This window comes from Chryseobacterium rhizosphaerae, from assembly GCF_003385455.1.
Lineage (GTDB): Bacteria > Bacteroidota > Bacteroidia > Flavobacteriales > Weeksellaceae > Chryseobacterium > Chryseobacterium rhizosphaerae.
This window is the reverse complement of sequence record NZ_QNUF01000004.1, coordinates 233,437-248,477: the sequence shown is the minus strand read 5'-3', so window position 1 is coordinate 248,477 and position 15,041 is coordinate 233,437. Positions and strand designations below refer to the sequence as shown.

Here is a 15,041-nt window from a genome sequence, read left to right as displayed (position 1 = left end):
TTTTTTATTACTCTTTCATGGTCTAACGTTAATGAATGGTTAATGGTTAAATATTTTATGTTATGGATAATATTAATGTTATTTTTAATTCAACTTAATTTAAAATATTGATTTATGAAAAAAGCATTCTTATTTTTCTTTTTAGCCTGTCTGATGGTGGGAAGTTCTTTAAAGGCACAGACGGACTATATTATCTGTCTTGATAATGGTTCTACCATAAATAACGCACGCTTCCACGAGATGAAGCTTACAGCAGCTAAATTAATTGAACGTATTATGGCATGTCATCCTAAAAACAGATATGCGGTAGTTCATTATGGAACAGGCCTGAATAATGGTCCCAGCTTAGGGCTTACCCCAAGAATATATATAGAGTCAGATTTTACTACACTTACCTTTCCGGAACCTTATCTCAACAGAAGGCTTAGCTATGGTCAGCATTTTAATGAAGCGCTGGGGTTAATAGGGAATGCATTGGATGGCAGTTATAGCCCGGAGATTGTAAGTCCGCAGACTTCATTACATAAAAATGGAAGCTCCAAACTTGCAGTATTGGTGCTTACTGACGGCTCCAGAAATACAGGGGATTTACTTACAGGGTCATATCTTGCGAATTATTATGATACAGCATTAAATACTCCGGGAGTATTTAAAAATGTGACAGACTTTAAAGTAAACCGGGGTGCTAAATTTGTAATGATGCATATGAGTCCTAATGCGCAGTCTTCTGCTACGGGAGCCTCTATTGCGAGTGCCGGAGGATCATATTCTGGGGGAGTTGAAACTAATGTTAATGACCCGGATTACGGAGTTTTACCAAGACTGTATTATCCAAGACCTCAATCTTTTGTATTTGAATCTGTATCAGAGATGCCTAAAGTTGATGAAATAATTAATAGTACTTGTAATACCGGAGTGTGGGGAAGTTTGAAATTCTATTACGAATACAATAGTTGTGGGGTATCTCCAGACTTTAATATTTATGGTGATTATACATTGCCTCCCGGAGCTACAGTGACCCACAGTAAAATGGTGGTTCGGGATATCAGTACAGGAGTGGATTACGGTATTTCCACAACTCCTACCTTCATCAATGGTAATCAGGTGTATTTTCACTTTTATCCTTCGGATATTAATTTTCCTCCGGGATCTACAGCGAAATATAAATTTATCATGACCGTGCAGTATAGTTTTTCCAGTGGAACAATGGATGTAATGAGCTGGAATCATTATCCTATGTTCCCTTACGACCTGGATCTGGGAGTTTCCTGTACAAGAGGAGTTCCTGAAGCTGCAGACAGCTCCATTAAAATTACACCTAACCCTACTGATGGCAAATTCAAGGGAGTTTTGAACAGAGAAATTGGATCGGGAAAGCTTGAAGTATTGGATTTGAATGGGAATGTATTGCTTACCAAAACGGTAGAAGGAAAAACATTTGATGCAGATTTGAAAAATAGACAGCAGGGTGTGTATGTTGTAAAAGTGACATCAGATAAAGGGGAAATAAACGTAGGTAGAATTATAAAAAAATAATTATTAGTAACGAAACTGTCCGTAAGGGCAGTTTTTTTTAATGAGTATTTGGGGTACAAAATGTAAGTGAAGAAAAATAATATGGTAGCTGCATACTGTCTTATACTCATAAAACAGAGTGTGGATTCTCTTTGTTGAGAAATATTCAATAGTATATTTTGTTTTTAAATTTATGTATATTGATTTATTTTAATTAAAAAGCTAATAATTCAGCTTTTGTATTGTGAATTATTTGTAGATTAGCAGCTTTAATAATTGACATGAAAAATAAAACTTTACCTATTTTATTTGCTGTGTTTTCAGCATTTCCAGCTTTTTTGTTTGGACAAGATAATGAAAATTTGATTAAGGATTATATTTCTCAAAACAAAATGAGAGAATATAAAAAATCAGACCTTACTCATTTTACTATAGATAATGTAGATGACTCAAAGTCACTGAATGGGAATGTTGTAAAATTTGTACAGACCTATAATGGCCTACCAGTATACAGTTCTGTAGGAACAGCACTTATTAAGGATCATAAAGTTGTATATTATACAGACAATTTTATTAAAGATTATGTTTCAGCAACATCAAGTGTTGCCGTTATCAATAAAACTACGGCACTTCAAAAGATAGCAGAGGAGCTAAATAATGCAGACATTGCTCATTTTACGATTCTGGAATATCTTGAGAAAAACAAAAAGAAAGGAACAGGATCGGCCAATCAAAGATTAGTATATGCCAATGATGGAAACGGGAATTTACGTCTCGTGTACGAATACAGTTTGATGGAGCCTAAATCTCCAAATCATTGGAATATTTTGGTTGATGCTTATAATGGAAATATCCTTGAGAAAAGTAATTTAACGTTATCATGTAATTTCCTTCCTGACGCATATGGCTCTGAGGCTGGGCATGATCATCATACACATCTTGGAAATTTACTTATAGGCCCTGATAATAAAACAGCTCAAAACAGCGCTTTCGTATTACTTCCGGACAATGCTTCCTATAACGTTTTTCCTATGCCTATTGAATCCCCTACTTTTGGTTCAAGATCAATACTTACCAATCCATGGATTTCTGTTGCATCTCCTGAGGGATGGCACTCTGATGGTGTTAATCATTACACCGTAACGAGAGGAAACAACGTTTTTGCTTATGAAGATGTTGCCGGAACAGCTTTAACGGATCCTGATTATCTACCCGGAACACCGGTAGATGGAGGTGCGGCAAGAAGCTTTGATTTCCCTTTTAGTATCAATGGAACTCCTGTGGCTAACAGAAATGCATCAATTACTAATTTGTTTTACCTGAATAATAGAATTCATGATGTTTTTTATCAGTTTGGATTCACAGAATCTGCTAAAAATTTTCAGCAGAATAACTTTGGAAAAGGTGGGGAAGATGATGATTCTGTATATGCGGAAGCTCAAGATGGTGGTGGTTTAAATAATGCCAACTTTTCTTCTCCGGCAGACGGATTTAACCCTAGAATGCAAATGTATTTATGGAATAGAGTGAATCAGTTGTTTTATTATAATACCCCTGCGGGAGCTGTTATACGTAAACCTAGGGCAGGAACTTCAGAATTTGGTGCTCCTTTAAGCGCTACCGGAATTACGGGTAATGTACAGTTATCTCCAGTGCCGGAAGGATGTACAGCTTTACCTGCAGGATCGCTTACAGGAAAAATAGGCTTGGTAGAAAGAGGAACATGTTCTTTTGTTGTTAAAACAAAAAACCTGCAGGATGCCGGAGCTACAGCTGTAATTATTTATAACAATGCAGTAAATGGAGAATCGATAGGTAATATGTCAGGAACAGATCCTACAGTTACTATTCCTACTGTTCTAGTTGCCAAGTCTGAAGGAGATTATATTAATGGTCAGCTTACTGCTAATGTAACGGTAAATGTTACCCTTAAGGATGATCCGGCTACCAGCGTAACACCGGATGGAAGTTTTGATAATGGTATTGTAACCCATGAGTATGGACACGGTATATCTAATAGACTTACAGGAACGGGTTCTAATTGTTTAAATGCAAACGTCAGTAGAGAACAGATGGGTGAGGGATGGTCAGACTTCTTTGCGTTAATGCTTACCAATAAAGCGGGAGATAATGCATCGGTGCCAAGAGGAATGGGAACTTATGTGGGAGGTCAGCCGATAGATGGAGGAGGTATCAGACCTGCTAAGTATTCTCCGGACCTTACCATCAATAATTATACCTATGGACGTACTAATGGTATGGTATATACTAATGCGAGTGGAGGGCTATCTCTTGATGTCCATTCTATTGGATTTGTTTGGGCCACCATGCTGTGGGATCTTCACTGGAAATATGTTGAAAAATATGGCTATTCATCTGATGTATTGGCAAACTCTACTAACGGAAGCAGCAGGGTATTACAGATCGTGACTGATGCATTGAAACTTCAGGGCTGTAACCCTTCATTCATTGATGGAAGAGATGCTATATTAGCTGCAGACGCAGCATCAAATCTAGGTCAGGATAAATGTATGATCTGGAATGTTTTTGCAAGAAGAGGACTGGGAGTAGGGGCTTCAGCAGGACTTAAAAACAATATCAATGACCAGGTGGAAAATTTCTCGGTACCGGCAGAATGTACGTTGGCTACGAATGAGGTGAAATCTGTAAAAGACAGCAAGATTTCTATTTACCCGAACCCTGCTAAAGATGAGTTTTACATTAACTTCCCAAGCAATGCCCTTGGAAAAGTAAGTGTGGAATTGTATGATACAAGTGGTAAGTTGGTTTCTTCCGAAGATAAAATTTCACCGGATGCTAAAAAAGCCATTTCTACAACTCATTTAGTCAATGGAGTATATATGGTAAAAGTAAAAGGACTTGGTTTTGAATCTACTTCTAAAGTAATCATAAAAAAATAATTAATTTTTATATCATTAGTAATTTCAGAGATCACCACAAGCTTGCTTGTGGTGATCTTATTTTATCTATTAAGATTAAGCTTGCAGGGTAGTTTAATTTATATGTCGTAACTTTGCAGGCTGTAAAAAAAATTATGAAGAAGAAAAATATACTAAAAGGTGTTTTATTTGTAGGAATTGGAGCTAGTATATATGGTATGTTAGCCACTTTTGTGAAAATGGCTTATCATGATGGCTTTACAACCTCAGAAGTTACCACTTCTCAGTTTGTATTGGGACTGCTTGGTTTGCTGATCCTGAATTTTATCCAGACGATTACCTCCAAACAAAAATTATCATTACCGAATTCTAAGGAAGTAAGGATGTTGATCCTTGCGGGAACTTCCCTGGGAGGAACAAGTTTGTTTTATTATATTGCTGTGCAGTATATCAATGTTTCCATTGCTATTGTACTGCTGATGCAGTCGGTTTGGTTCAGTGTGGTAGTAGAAAGCATTCTGGCAAAAAAACTGCCTAATGCAAGAAAAGTAGTTTCTGTAGTGATCGTATTGCTGGGAACAGTGCTGGCTACTAATCTTATTAATATGGAAATAGAACTGGATTGGCATGGAGTGTTCTGGGGATTAATGGCCGCTGCTTCATATACCTTGACGATGTTTACGTCCAATACACTGGCTACCCATCTTCCGGTATTCAGAAAGAGTATTATTATGCTGGCGGGAGGTTCTATAGTGGTTTTCACATTTTTATTCTTTGCGCAGATAGGCCCAATGTATTTTGATGGCTTAAAATCACTGTATTTAAACTTTACGGAAAATACAGAGCATATACACTCCTTTAATTATTCAATATTCTGGACATATGGATTTGTTTTAGCACTGTTTGGTACTATTATTCCACCAATCTTATTTAATATTGGTTTCCCTAATGCAGGTCTGGGACTTGGAAGTATTGTTTCTTCTCTGGAGCTTCCGGTTTCAGTAACGATGGCCTTTGTTTTGCTGGGTGAAAAAGTGTTTTTAATACAATGGGTAGGCATCGTTTTGATTCTTTTTGCCATTGTTTTAATGAATCTGCCTTCCAAAAAAGAAAAGGAAATTTCCGTTGCAGAATTATCTTAAAAATAATATTTAAATAAAAATAACAGTTGAAAACCGCTTCTTTTGAAGCGGTTTTTTTAATTTTAATAACTAAAATAAAGTTCATGAGATATTTCAGAAATATAGTTGCGATGCTGGTGTTAACCGTTAGCCCGGGAGTAGCATTTTCCCAGGTAAAACCGTTAGATGCTGTACTTTCAGAATATAAATACCCTTACGATGTCCATTTTATCAGTTTACAATCTCAGAATAATGATATAAAAATGGCTTATATGGATGTAAAACCCAAAAATCCCAATGGAAAGGCAATTATGCTTCTTCATGGGAAGAATTTTAATGGGGCCTATTGGGAACATACGGCTAAAGATTTGTCTGCTAAGGGGTTCAGGGTAATTATTCCGGACCAGATAGGATTTGGTAAGTCGTCTAAACCTCAGAATTATCAGTTCTCCTTTTCACAGCTGGCAGAAAATACCAAAGCCATATTGGATGAATTGAAGCTTGATAAAGTTATTGTCCTGGGACATTCAATGGGAGGGATGGTAGCCACCAGGTTTACTCTGCTATATCCGGAAAAAGTTCAGAAACTGATCCTTGAAAACCCCATAGGGCTTGAAGATTATAAAACCTTTGCCGGATATCAGACCATAGATAAGGCCTACCAGGCAGAGCTAAAAAATACAGCCGAAACTTATAAAAATTATCAGTTGAAATTTTATTATGACAATAAATGGAAAGATGAATATCAGCCCTGGCTGGATCTGATTGCCGGATGGACGCTTCATAAAGACTATCCTCAGGTAGCATGGGATGCTGCCCTGACTACTGATATGATTTATAACCAGCCGGTTTGCTATGAATTTAAAAATATAAAGACTTCAACCTTGCTGATTATAGGAACCAGGGACAGAACGGCAATAGGAAAGGATAGGGCTCCTAAAGAACTTCAACCTAAAATGGGGCAATACCAGGAATTGGGAAAGAAAACTCAGCGGGAGATTGCCGGTTCAAAACTTGTGGAACTTGAGAATGTAGGACATTTGCCACATATAGAAGTCTATCCTAAATTTTTTAAAGCTTTATATGATTTTATACAATAGGATAGAAACGAAAAGGCTTAGTATTTCAAATATTTTACTGTTTGAAATACTAAGAGCCTGTTTAAATTTCTAAATTTGATTTTTTGTATAACATTCAAATCTTTGTCCCGGTCACATTCTTTAAGGATTTTTTGATTAAAAAGATCAGGTACTGATGATGTGTTTTCCTAATGCAAAGCTTTAGCTTCATTATCCGTATTTTCAGGGAGCAAAGGATAGAACCAACTTCGTTGATTCGTCGAAGCGTATGGATAAGCATACATCCCACTTAAAATAAAGCGGAATTATTCATAAGCCTTGCGTTCATCTTTTTAATCAAAAAATAATTTCAAACTGACCTATCGAGTCTTGTCAACAAAATATATAAGAATTCCCGAATAAAATTTAAACAGGCTCTAAGCTTTTAAGCTGTAAGCAGGTTGATAACAGGGATTTGTTATTTGTATATATTTCTGGTAATCATTATTTTATAATAATATTTCACATTAGATTAATTCTTTTTCTCACTAAATATAAATAGGGCAATGGCCCCGATTCCTGAAAAAATGAGAGAAGAAAGTCCTAAGTTCTGAATATACCCAACGCTTATCAGTCCTGTTCCTATCATACTATAATAGATAAGACCCAGCAGGGCTCCTGCACTTCCTGTTTCATTTTTATACTGTATCAGTGCTGTACTCAGGATATTGGGAATGGCAATACTGAATGCCATGACAATGAAAAAATAAGGGATTAGGAAGTATATTCCTTTACCTGCCAGTATCCATACAAAAGCAGAAGCGATACATGATCCCAGGGTGCTTATTTTAACTAAAGTTTTGGGTGATGTATTTTTTAATAACAGAAACCTGTTAAGTTTTGCCCCTATAAACGTTCCTCCAGCCAGGATAATACTGCTGTATCCAAAAGCATAGGAAGAATAATGATTCTGTTTAAAAATAAAAGGAGCCAGCGCATAGTAAGAAAATAAGAGTACATTAAAACTCATAATTAATAAGCAGCATTTGATTATTTCGCGGTCTTTAAGCATTCGTTTTAATAGATCAGTCAGAGTTCTCCTATTTATTTCTTTTCCCGGATAGTGGGTCTCAGATACCTTTCTTCTGGATAGGATATAAAATAAAACAGCCAGCAGATATAAGGTGATGAAAATACCCTGATGCCCTGTAGTAGAAGCCAATACAGAACCTGTAATCATACCGATAACCGGGCTGATGGATAAACCAATTCCAATCCAGGAAAATACTTTACTGATATTCTCTTTATCATAACTGTCACGCAGAATAGTTTGGGTAACAATGGATCCTACAGAAATTCCAAACGCGGAAATAATCCTGGCAATAAGTAAGATGGTGAAGTTGGGAGCGAAGACAGCAGCCAGCGTTCCTACTCCATAGGTGATAAGCCCATATTCCAATGATTTTTTCCTTCCGATCCTGTCGCACTGAACTCCCCAGAATGCCACTCCCAATGCAAACGCAATGAAATACAGACTGATAGTGAGTGCTGCTGATCCTTCTTTTACTCCAAAATGCTCCTGTACCAATGGTAAAGCAGGGCTATATATAGTCTCTGCAAACTGTGGAAGCATGACCAGCAGTATCATCAGCCAAAGGGGATTTGTCTTTTTCATTTTTTTCTGCAAAGTTTTGAAAAATTGAACGTATATTTATAATGATATAAAAACAAAAAATATCAAAAATAGGACATGGCTATACTGAAACAGGATCAGGAATTTGATGCGGATATCATCCCCGGAAAAGTCATAGGGATTGCTTCGGATATGGTTTTGCATGATTCCGGGTTTCATTTTCATCAAGCTAAAGCCCAGTTGCTGTATGCTCCTTCAGGCTGTATGACGGTTACGACTTCTGACAGACAGTTTGTTCTTCCGCCATTCAGAATGCTATGGATTCCTACCCATGAAATTCATAGGGTAAATTTTCGGAATATGGTGGCGTACAGATCGATCTATTTTGATGAAAGCTACGCTCAAAAATATATGAGCTCAGGACTTAAAGTTTTGCATGTCAATTCTTTATTAAAAGAAATTATTGAAAGGATCTGCTTTTGGGAATGGACAGCTCCTGATCTTAATAAAGAGAATATTCTAAGTGTATTCTGGAACGAAATCATTACTGCACCTGAAGAAAAGCTAACGCTTATCATGCCTCAGGACATGCGGCTAAAAAAAATAGTAGAACAATGGACTTTGCGACTTTCTATACCACCTATGTTGACTCATCTGGCCAAAGAAATTGGCGCTGTTGAAAAAACGATAAGCCGTATTTTTAAGAAAGAAACCGGATTGTCTTATCAGGAATGGAGACAGCAATGGCGTCTCCAGAGATCGATTGAACTTTTAGTGGAAGGAAATTCTATTGGAGAGGTAGCTTATATTCTAGATTTCTCATCAGATAGTGCATTCATAGAGTTTTTCAAAAAACACACAGGGTCTACGCCTTTACAGTATCTGATGAAAAATGAGTAAAACGTACAGCAAACATCTGTATAAGACATACTTGTTTCCGAGTGGCCAGTGGAAGATTTGATAAAGAGGTCAATTTCTTGCCTTATGCAAAGTCTGTTGAAAAATAATTTGCATAAAATTGTATGACAAAACCATATTAAATACTGATTTTATGGAAAGTTACAGTACTATCATTGCAGTGAAAACAACAGCAGATAAGGTGTATGAAGCTCTGACCCATCAGGTTTCTCTCTGGTGGTCTGAAATGTTTAGTGGCTCATCAGCAGGAGTCGGTGCAGTATTCACTATAAGATTCGGGGAAAATATTCACAAAACAATACGGGTGGAAGAGTTGGTTTCCAATTCAAAAATAATCTGGTATGTGGAAGATTCATTGATTGCCCTTCCTGAATTAAAGAATCAGACGGAATGGATAGGTACAACAATAATTTGGGAGATAGAGCAGAAGGAAACAGATGTATTGCTGCATCTTACCCACATGGGATTGCACCCGGCTATTGAATGCTACGACATATGCTCTGAAGGCTGGATACAATTTACCGGGAGCCTGAAACAATTCCTGGAAACCGGAAAAGGAAATCCATATACAGTGTGACGTTACCCATTATTTATCACTTATAAAAAAAGAGACTGTCTACGTATGTAAACAGCCTCTTTTTGTATGTATTGTTGTCTGAATTATTTCTTCTTGTAAGCAGCGTCTTTAATTCTTGCTTTTTTACCTCTAAGGTCTCTGAAGTAGTAAATTCTAGCTCTTCTAACTCTACCTCTTCTATCAACTTCAATTTTTTGAAGTGCAGGTAAGTTAATAGGGAATACTCTCTCTACACCTACATCACCACTCATTTTTCTGATGGTAAAAGTTTTTGTAGATCCAGCACCTCTTAATTGGATAACTGTTCCCTTGAAGAACTGAGTTCTTGTTTTTTGTCCTTCTTTAATTTCGTAATACACAGTGATTGTATCACCTGCTTTGAATTCAGGGAATTCTTTTTTTGTAATGTACTTGTCTTGTACGTACTTTAATAAATCCATTATTAATAAATAAAATGTTAAAGCTAAGCAACTTACACGCTTTTCGTCAGAGGTTGAATAACAGGTTGCAAATGTACAAAATAGTTTTTATATATACCAAACAAATAATGTAGTAAAAACTATAATTTTTTCATTGAGTTTTTGTTAAAAAATTAACATTTTCGTTAAGATTCCATCAGCCACAGTTTATATGGGAAGTCTACTTTTGCCCGAAATAAAAATCAGAATAAAGATTTTTAAACCACTGATTTACAATTTATAACTCTATATGCTATTTTAAAATTAAACTACTATGAAACATTATTTCTTCTTTTTTTGTTTCGCGGTCCAGATGGCATTCGGGCAGGCTTTGTTTCCCTATCTGCAAAACCCTACTCCGAATTCTATGATCATCAATTGGAAAACAGCTTCCAATAACGAAACAACCGTAATTTATGGAAACTCTCCAACGAATCTGAATGTAACTGTAACCGGGACAACCAATATCTTCTCGGATACAGGATATAATAACAATTACTATTATCACACGGCAAAAGTTACCAACTTACAGCCCAATACAAAATACTATTATAAGATAAAAACAGGAACCAGTGAGTCTGCAGTTTATAATTTCAGAACACTTCCTTTACCGGGGCAACCTGTAACGGCTGATGGGAAAATCCGTTTCCTTATCATGGGAGATAATCAGATCAAGGCAGAACCAAGATATGATACCCTTACTTTGAATGCTTTTAAAAAATTAAAGCAAAAGTTTGGTGCCACAGCCGACCCTTCGGATAATATTGCCCTTACTTTTATGGTAGGAGATCAGGTAGATGTAGGAACATTGGATCATTATGAAAATGTTCATTTTAAAAAGAATATCAAATTATCACCTTACCTGCCTATCCAGACAACAGTAGGAAATCATGAAACCTATGGAACTTTAGGAATGAATTCTTATTATGCTCATTTTTATATTGATGAGATTAAATATAAGAATATCACTTCCGGAAATGAGAATTACTATGCTCAACAGGCAGGAAATGTATTGTTTGTAAGTTTGAGCTCTGAGCATACCGGATCTGCACAACAGACCTGGCTGCAGCAGATTTTAAATGAAGCCAACAATGACCCTACGGTAGACTGGATTATCTCTTTAAGCCACAGACCCTATCAGGCAGAACAATATGTAGGAGATATTTCTACATGGGTAAGAAATAATGCGGTACCACTTTTAGTGACTTCTGATAAATACTTAATGCATGTAGGGGCTCACCATCACCTCTACCACAGAGGTCAGCTGAAAAATACACCGAATTATCAGATTATTTCAGGAGGAACTGCCTGGGATCAATATTGGGGAATGTCTAATGAACAGGATTTTGATGATGTTCAGAAAACGCTAACGGACTGGACGTACCAGATCGTAGAAATAGATGTACAAAGCGGAAAAGTAGACGTAGAATGTTACTCTATCGGAGGTGTATATACTAAGAAAAACAACGAATTGGTAGATTCTTTCCACAGGTATAAGAACCAGCCCAAACCAGCGAAACCATCTGTTACCAATACTTTTACCGGTCCAATTACCTTACCTTTGACATTGAATGGAAGTGCATTTTCATCTTCAAACGGGGAACTTTTAAATACCACTCAGTTCCTGATCAGTAAAGCAGCAGATTTTTCTGTCATTGAAAAAGAAGTCTACCGTGATTTTGAAAACTGGTTCGGAAAAGACGGTAACGGAAATCCGGATAAAGCCAAAAACCTTAATGATGGAGTAGATATTACAAAAGTAATGCTGGCAGCCAATTCTATCCCGAACGGTACTTATTATGTGAAAACAAGATACAGAGACAGAAATCTTGAATGGAGTGACTGGAGTGATGTAAAACAATTTGAAATTGTAGGAAGTGTGGTATCCAACCCTACATTTGCTTTAGACAAAACTGAATACACTCAAAGCGAACCTATTGTTGCCACTTTTACAGGAGGTCCCGGAAATCAGCAGGATTGGGTAGGACTTTATAAAAAAGGACAAACACCGGCCACTACAACTTCACAAGGATTTATCTATACCAACGGACAGACTGCAGGAACGGTTACTTTCAATAATGGTTTAGCTGCGAAAGGGCAGTACTTTGCAGGCTTTTTTGCCAACGGTGGATATACGGAAATTACCCCAAGAAAAAACTTCTATGTAGGCCCGAAAGTTCAGCTGCAAACTACTGCTGATGCCTATCCTGTAGGAGGTACTGTGGTGATTAATTTCAGCAACGGACCCAACCTGGTGAAAGACTGGATCGGGATCTATAAAATGGGACAGACTCCTGGAACCACAAATTCTTTAAAATGGAGTTATGTGACAACGGCATCAGGAACTCTTAATTTTACAGGTCTTCCCAAAGGATATTATTATGCTCAGTACCTATTGGAAGATGGCTATACCGGAATTGGGGAGAAAGTATTCTTTAAAGTCGGAGACATTGTTACTGAATTATGGACCAACAAACCTGTTTATACTCTTGGAGAGAGCATCACTGCATCATGGACAGATTCTCCCGGAATTATTAAAGACTGGTTAGGAATTTATCCGCAAAATATTCAGACTCCGGATGATAATTTTGTTTCCTATACTTACTTTGACGGGATTACACAGGGAACAAAAACAATTCAGGGAACGGCAGTACCTGCCACACCGGGCAATTATTATATGGTGATGTTTACCAATGATTCTTATACCGAGGTTTCAAACAGAGTACAGTTTCAGGTGACTTCACCTACTTTAGGAACAGAGGAGACAAGAAGTACCGAGAAAAATGTAGTGTTATATCCAAACCCTACTAAACCGGGAGAACCTACTTTCATTAAGAGTGATTATCCGATTGAGAAAATTGAATTGGTATCCGCATCAGGCGAATTGCTGTATGTATCAAAAAATATCAATAATCAACGTTTCTCTTTAGTGAATGAAAACCTTCCGAAAGGAGTATACTTTGTGAAAGTACATGGTAGAAAATTATTCACTTTAAAACTGATTATTCAGTAAAAAGGAAAATTAACATAAGGGATAAACAGGCTGCCAGAAATGGCAGCCTGTTTTTTTGCAGTAAATAAAAAGGTTTTGCATATCATACCTGACCTTTGTAGGATGCTGACCTTTTATTTTATAAAAAAGCAGCCTCAAAAACTGAAGCTGCTTTTCGTATCATAAAGTGATTGAGATGTTATTCAAAATCTGGGTGTAAATACTCTTCGAGAATAAACGTTTGATTATCCGTAGCAAAAGAATTCTCCCCGGTATCTGCCAGAATCTTAGTATCCTGAAGAAGTTTTCCTTCCGAACTGTAAATTTTTAATAAGATCCATTTTCCATTGCGCTCAAGCTCCCTTGCTCCGCTGGCTAATTTGAATTTGATTTTTCCACTCTGAAGAATGCCGGCTTTTACAGAAGATTTGTTGGCAGGTTTTCCTTTTACATACTGTACAACCTGTGCTGTAAAGCTGTAATCATCGTCTCCATCTTCGCTTAATGGTTGGTTATAGGTATATAAAATTACTCCTTTATCATCATAAACCGTCGCATCATAAGCATCCTGTTTAGAGTTTAATTTCTTTTCGGATTTCAGTTTTTTCTCCTCATAATATACTTTGCTGCTGACTAAAACGGCATCCTTATACTGTTTTTCGGTAAGTCCATCATAGGAAGTCCCGCTAAAAGGCAAATCATCTTTATACGTCAATGTGGACCTTAATTTACCTTCCGGCGAATAGTATTTAATTTCCTGGGTAGAACCGTCCTTTAGCAACGTTTCCGTAGAAAGCTTCCCGTTTTCGTCAAATACTTTATTAAGTGTGACGAGTCCGTTTTTATAAACATCAACGGTTGAAATATAGCTGTAATCATAGCTAAACTGATAGTCATCACCGTCCATAGGGGTATAGGTATCACTTTCTTTATCGTATTGATAAATTAAATGGGCTATTTTTTTTCCGGATTCATCATATGTGGTTTTATAGCCGTCTTTTTTATTTCTTTTCTGTTCCTGCAGAATTTTTCCATTCTTTCCATAGATAACACCTTCTTTTATGCTGCCATCGCTTTTATATTTTTCAATTTTGGAAACCCTCATCGGGTTATAGTAATATTCTACTTGTGTGCTTTCACTACCGGATTCAGAGGTTGCACTGCCAATATACTTACCCTTTTCACCATAATATTTATTTTCATAGCCCCCATTCTTATTGATAATGGATTCAGATCTGATCCCTTTGATATCCTCGTCATAAATAATCGTTTGGGTTGGTGTAGAGTTTTCATATAGAGTGAGAGAGTTGTAGTAATACTCACTTTCCGGGTCTTTATAGCTAAAGGATTTTCCACTGAACGTACCGTCAGCTTTATATACTAAATCTTCTATCAGTTTTCCGCTGGCATCATAGGATTGAGAAGGACCTACCTGTTTTCCGTTGGAGTAGGTGACGAAGTTCATAATCTTGCCTTCAGGAGTATACCAGGTTACTTTGCCTTCGAAAACTTCACTGTTTGGAGTGGTATCAGAAGCAAGACCTTCCATTTGCAGCGTTCCGTTTTTATAGAAATCTTTGATGAGGGTAAGTTTACCTTTGGGAGTAGTCTCGCGGTAATATTCCATATTGGCCTGGGTTGTTTTTTCCCAGTTTTCATCAAAATAAGTTTTTTCCTGTGCATATACGTTGATGCTGAGTACTAGAGCCAGTAACGCTGATGTAAATAATTTTTTCATGCTTTTTTATTAAGTTTATGGTTTATGTGCTGATTAGTGTGTTTTCGTATTGAAAATAGATAAGCCTATAAGGTCGAAAAGGATAGTAGGGCAGAGACAGGGCTGCCGGGAAATAATTTTACATTGAAATT

10 protein-coding genes are annotated in these 15,041 nt (G+C 36.9%); 7 read left to right on the top strand and 3 right to left on the bottom strand.

The features are described 5' to 3' along the window. Positions 1-114: 114 nt before the first annotated feature. From DRF57_RS05425 to DRF57_RS05410, 4 genes are all read left to right on the top strand, one after another. Entirely contained in the window at positions 115-1,536 is a 1,422-nt protein-coding gene (locus tag DRF57_RS05425) for a T9SS type A sorting domain-containing protein (protein WP_115917284.1), read from the top strand. A 260-nt stretch (positions 1,537-1,796) separates the two neighbouring features. Next, the gene (locus DRF57_RS05420; RefSeq protein WP_228450206.1) at positions 1,797-4,436 is read left to right on the top strand and encodes a T9SS-dependent M36 family metallopeptidase; all 2,640 of its coding nucleotides are present in this window, start codon (positions 1,797-1,799) and stop codon (positions 4,434-4,436) included. A 134-nt stretch (positions 4,437-4,570) separates the two neighbouring features. Continuing rightward, the gene (locus tag DRF57_RS05415; protein WP_084086092.1) at positions 4,571-5,557 is read left to right on the top strand and encodes an EamA family transporter; all 987 of its coding nucleotides are present in this window, start codon (positions 4,571-4,573) and stop codon (positions 5,555-5,557) included. A gap of 83 nt (positions 5,558-5,640) precedes the next feature. Continuing rightward, a complete protein-coding gene (locus DRF57_RS05410) occupies positions 5,641-6,636 on the top strand; it encodes an alpha/beta fold hydrolase (protein WP_115917280.1) in 996 nt (331 codons plus the stop codon). 490 nt (positions 6,637-7,126) lie between these two features. Here the strand turns inward: DRF57_RS05410 and DRF57_RS05405 are convergent, their stop codons facing one another. Then, positions 7,127-8,269, bottom strand: coding sequence for a multidrug effflux MFS transporter (locus DRF57_RS05405; protein ID WP_115917278.1), 1,143 nt, complete (start codon positions 8,267-8,269; stop codon positions 7,127-7,129). 75 nt (positions 8,270-8,344) lie between these two features. Here DRF57_RS05405 and DRF57_RS05400 point away from each other — a divergent pair, with 75 nt between their 5' ends. After that, the gene (locus DRF57_RS05400) at positions 8,345-9,127 is read left to right on the top strand and encodes an AraC family transcriptional regulator (RefSeq protein WP_115917275.1); all 783 of its coding nucleotides are present in this window, start codon (positions 8,345-8,347) and stop codon (positions 9,125-9,127) included. Positions 9,128-9,278: 151 nt separating this feature from the next. Continuing rightward, positions 9,279-9,722 (top strand): SRPBCC family protein, encoded by a 444-nt coding sequence (locus tag DRF57_RS05395; RefSeq protein ID WP_123863284.1) that lies wholly within the window; start codon positions 9,279-9,281, stop codon positions 9,720-9,722. Positions 9,723-9,805: 83 nt separating this feature from the next. On the opposite strand, the gene rplS is transcribed toward DRF57_RS05395, so the two are convergent. Beyond that, complete coding sequence (rplS, locus tag DRF57_RS05390) at positions 9,806-10,162, bottom strand: 50S ribosomal protein L19 (RefSeq protein WP_047485623.1); 357 nt, start codon at positions 10,160-10,162, stop codon at positions 9,806-9,808. Positions 10,163-10,454: 292 nt separating this feature from the next. On the opposite strand from rplS, the gene DRF57_RS05385 reads away from it, so the two are divergent. Beyond that, on the top strand, positions 10,455-13,193 hold the full coding sequence (locus DRF57_RS05385; RefSeq protein WP_115917271.1) for a fibronectin type III domain-containing protein: 2,739 nt from the start codon (positions 10,455-10,457) through the stop codon (positions 13,191-13,193). Positions 13,194-13,371: 178 nt separating this feature from the next. On the opposite strand, the gene DRF57_RS05380 is transcribed toward DRF57_RS05385, so the two are convergent. After that, complete coding sequence (locus tag DRF57_RS05380; protein WP_115917269.1) at positions 13,372-14,910, bottom strand: toxin-antitoxin system YwqK family antitoxin; 1,539 nt, start codon at positions 14,908-14,910, stop codon at positions 13,372-13,374. Between the last annotated feature and the right edge of the window lie 131 nt (positions 14,911-15,041).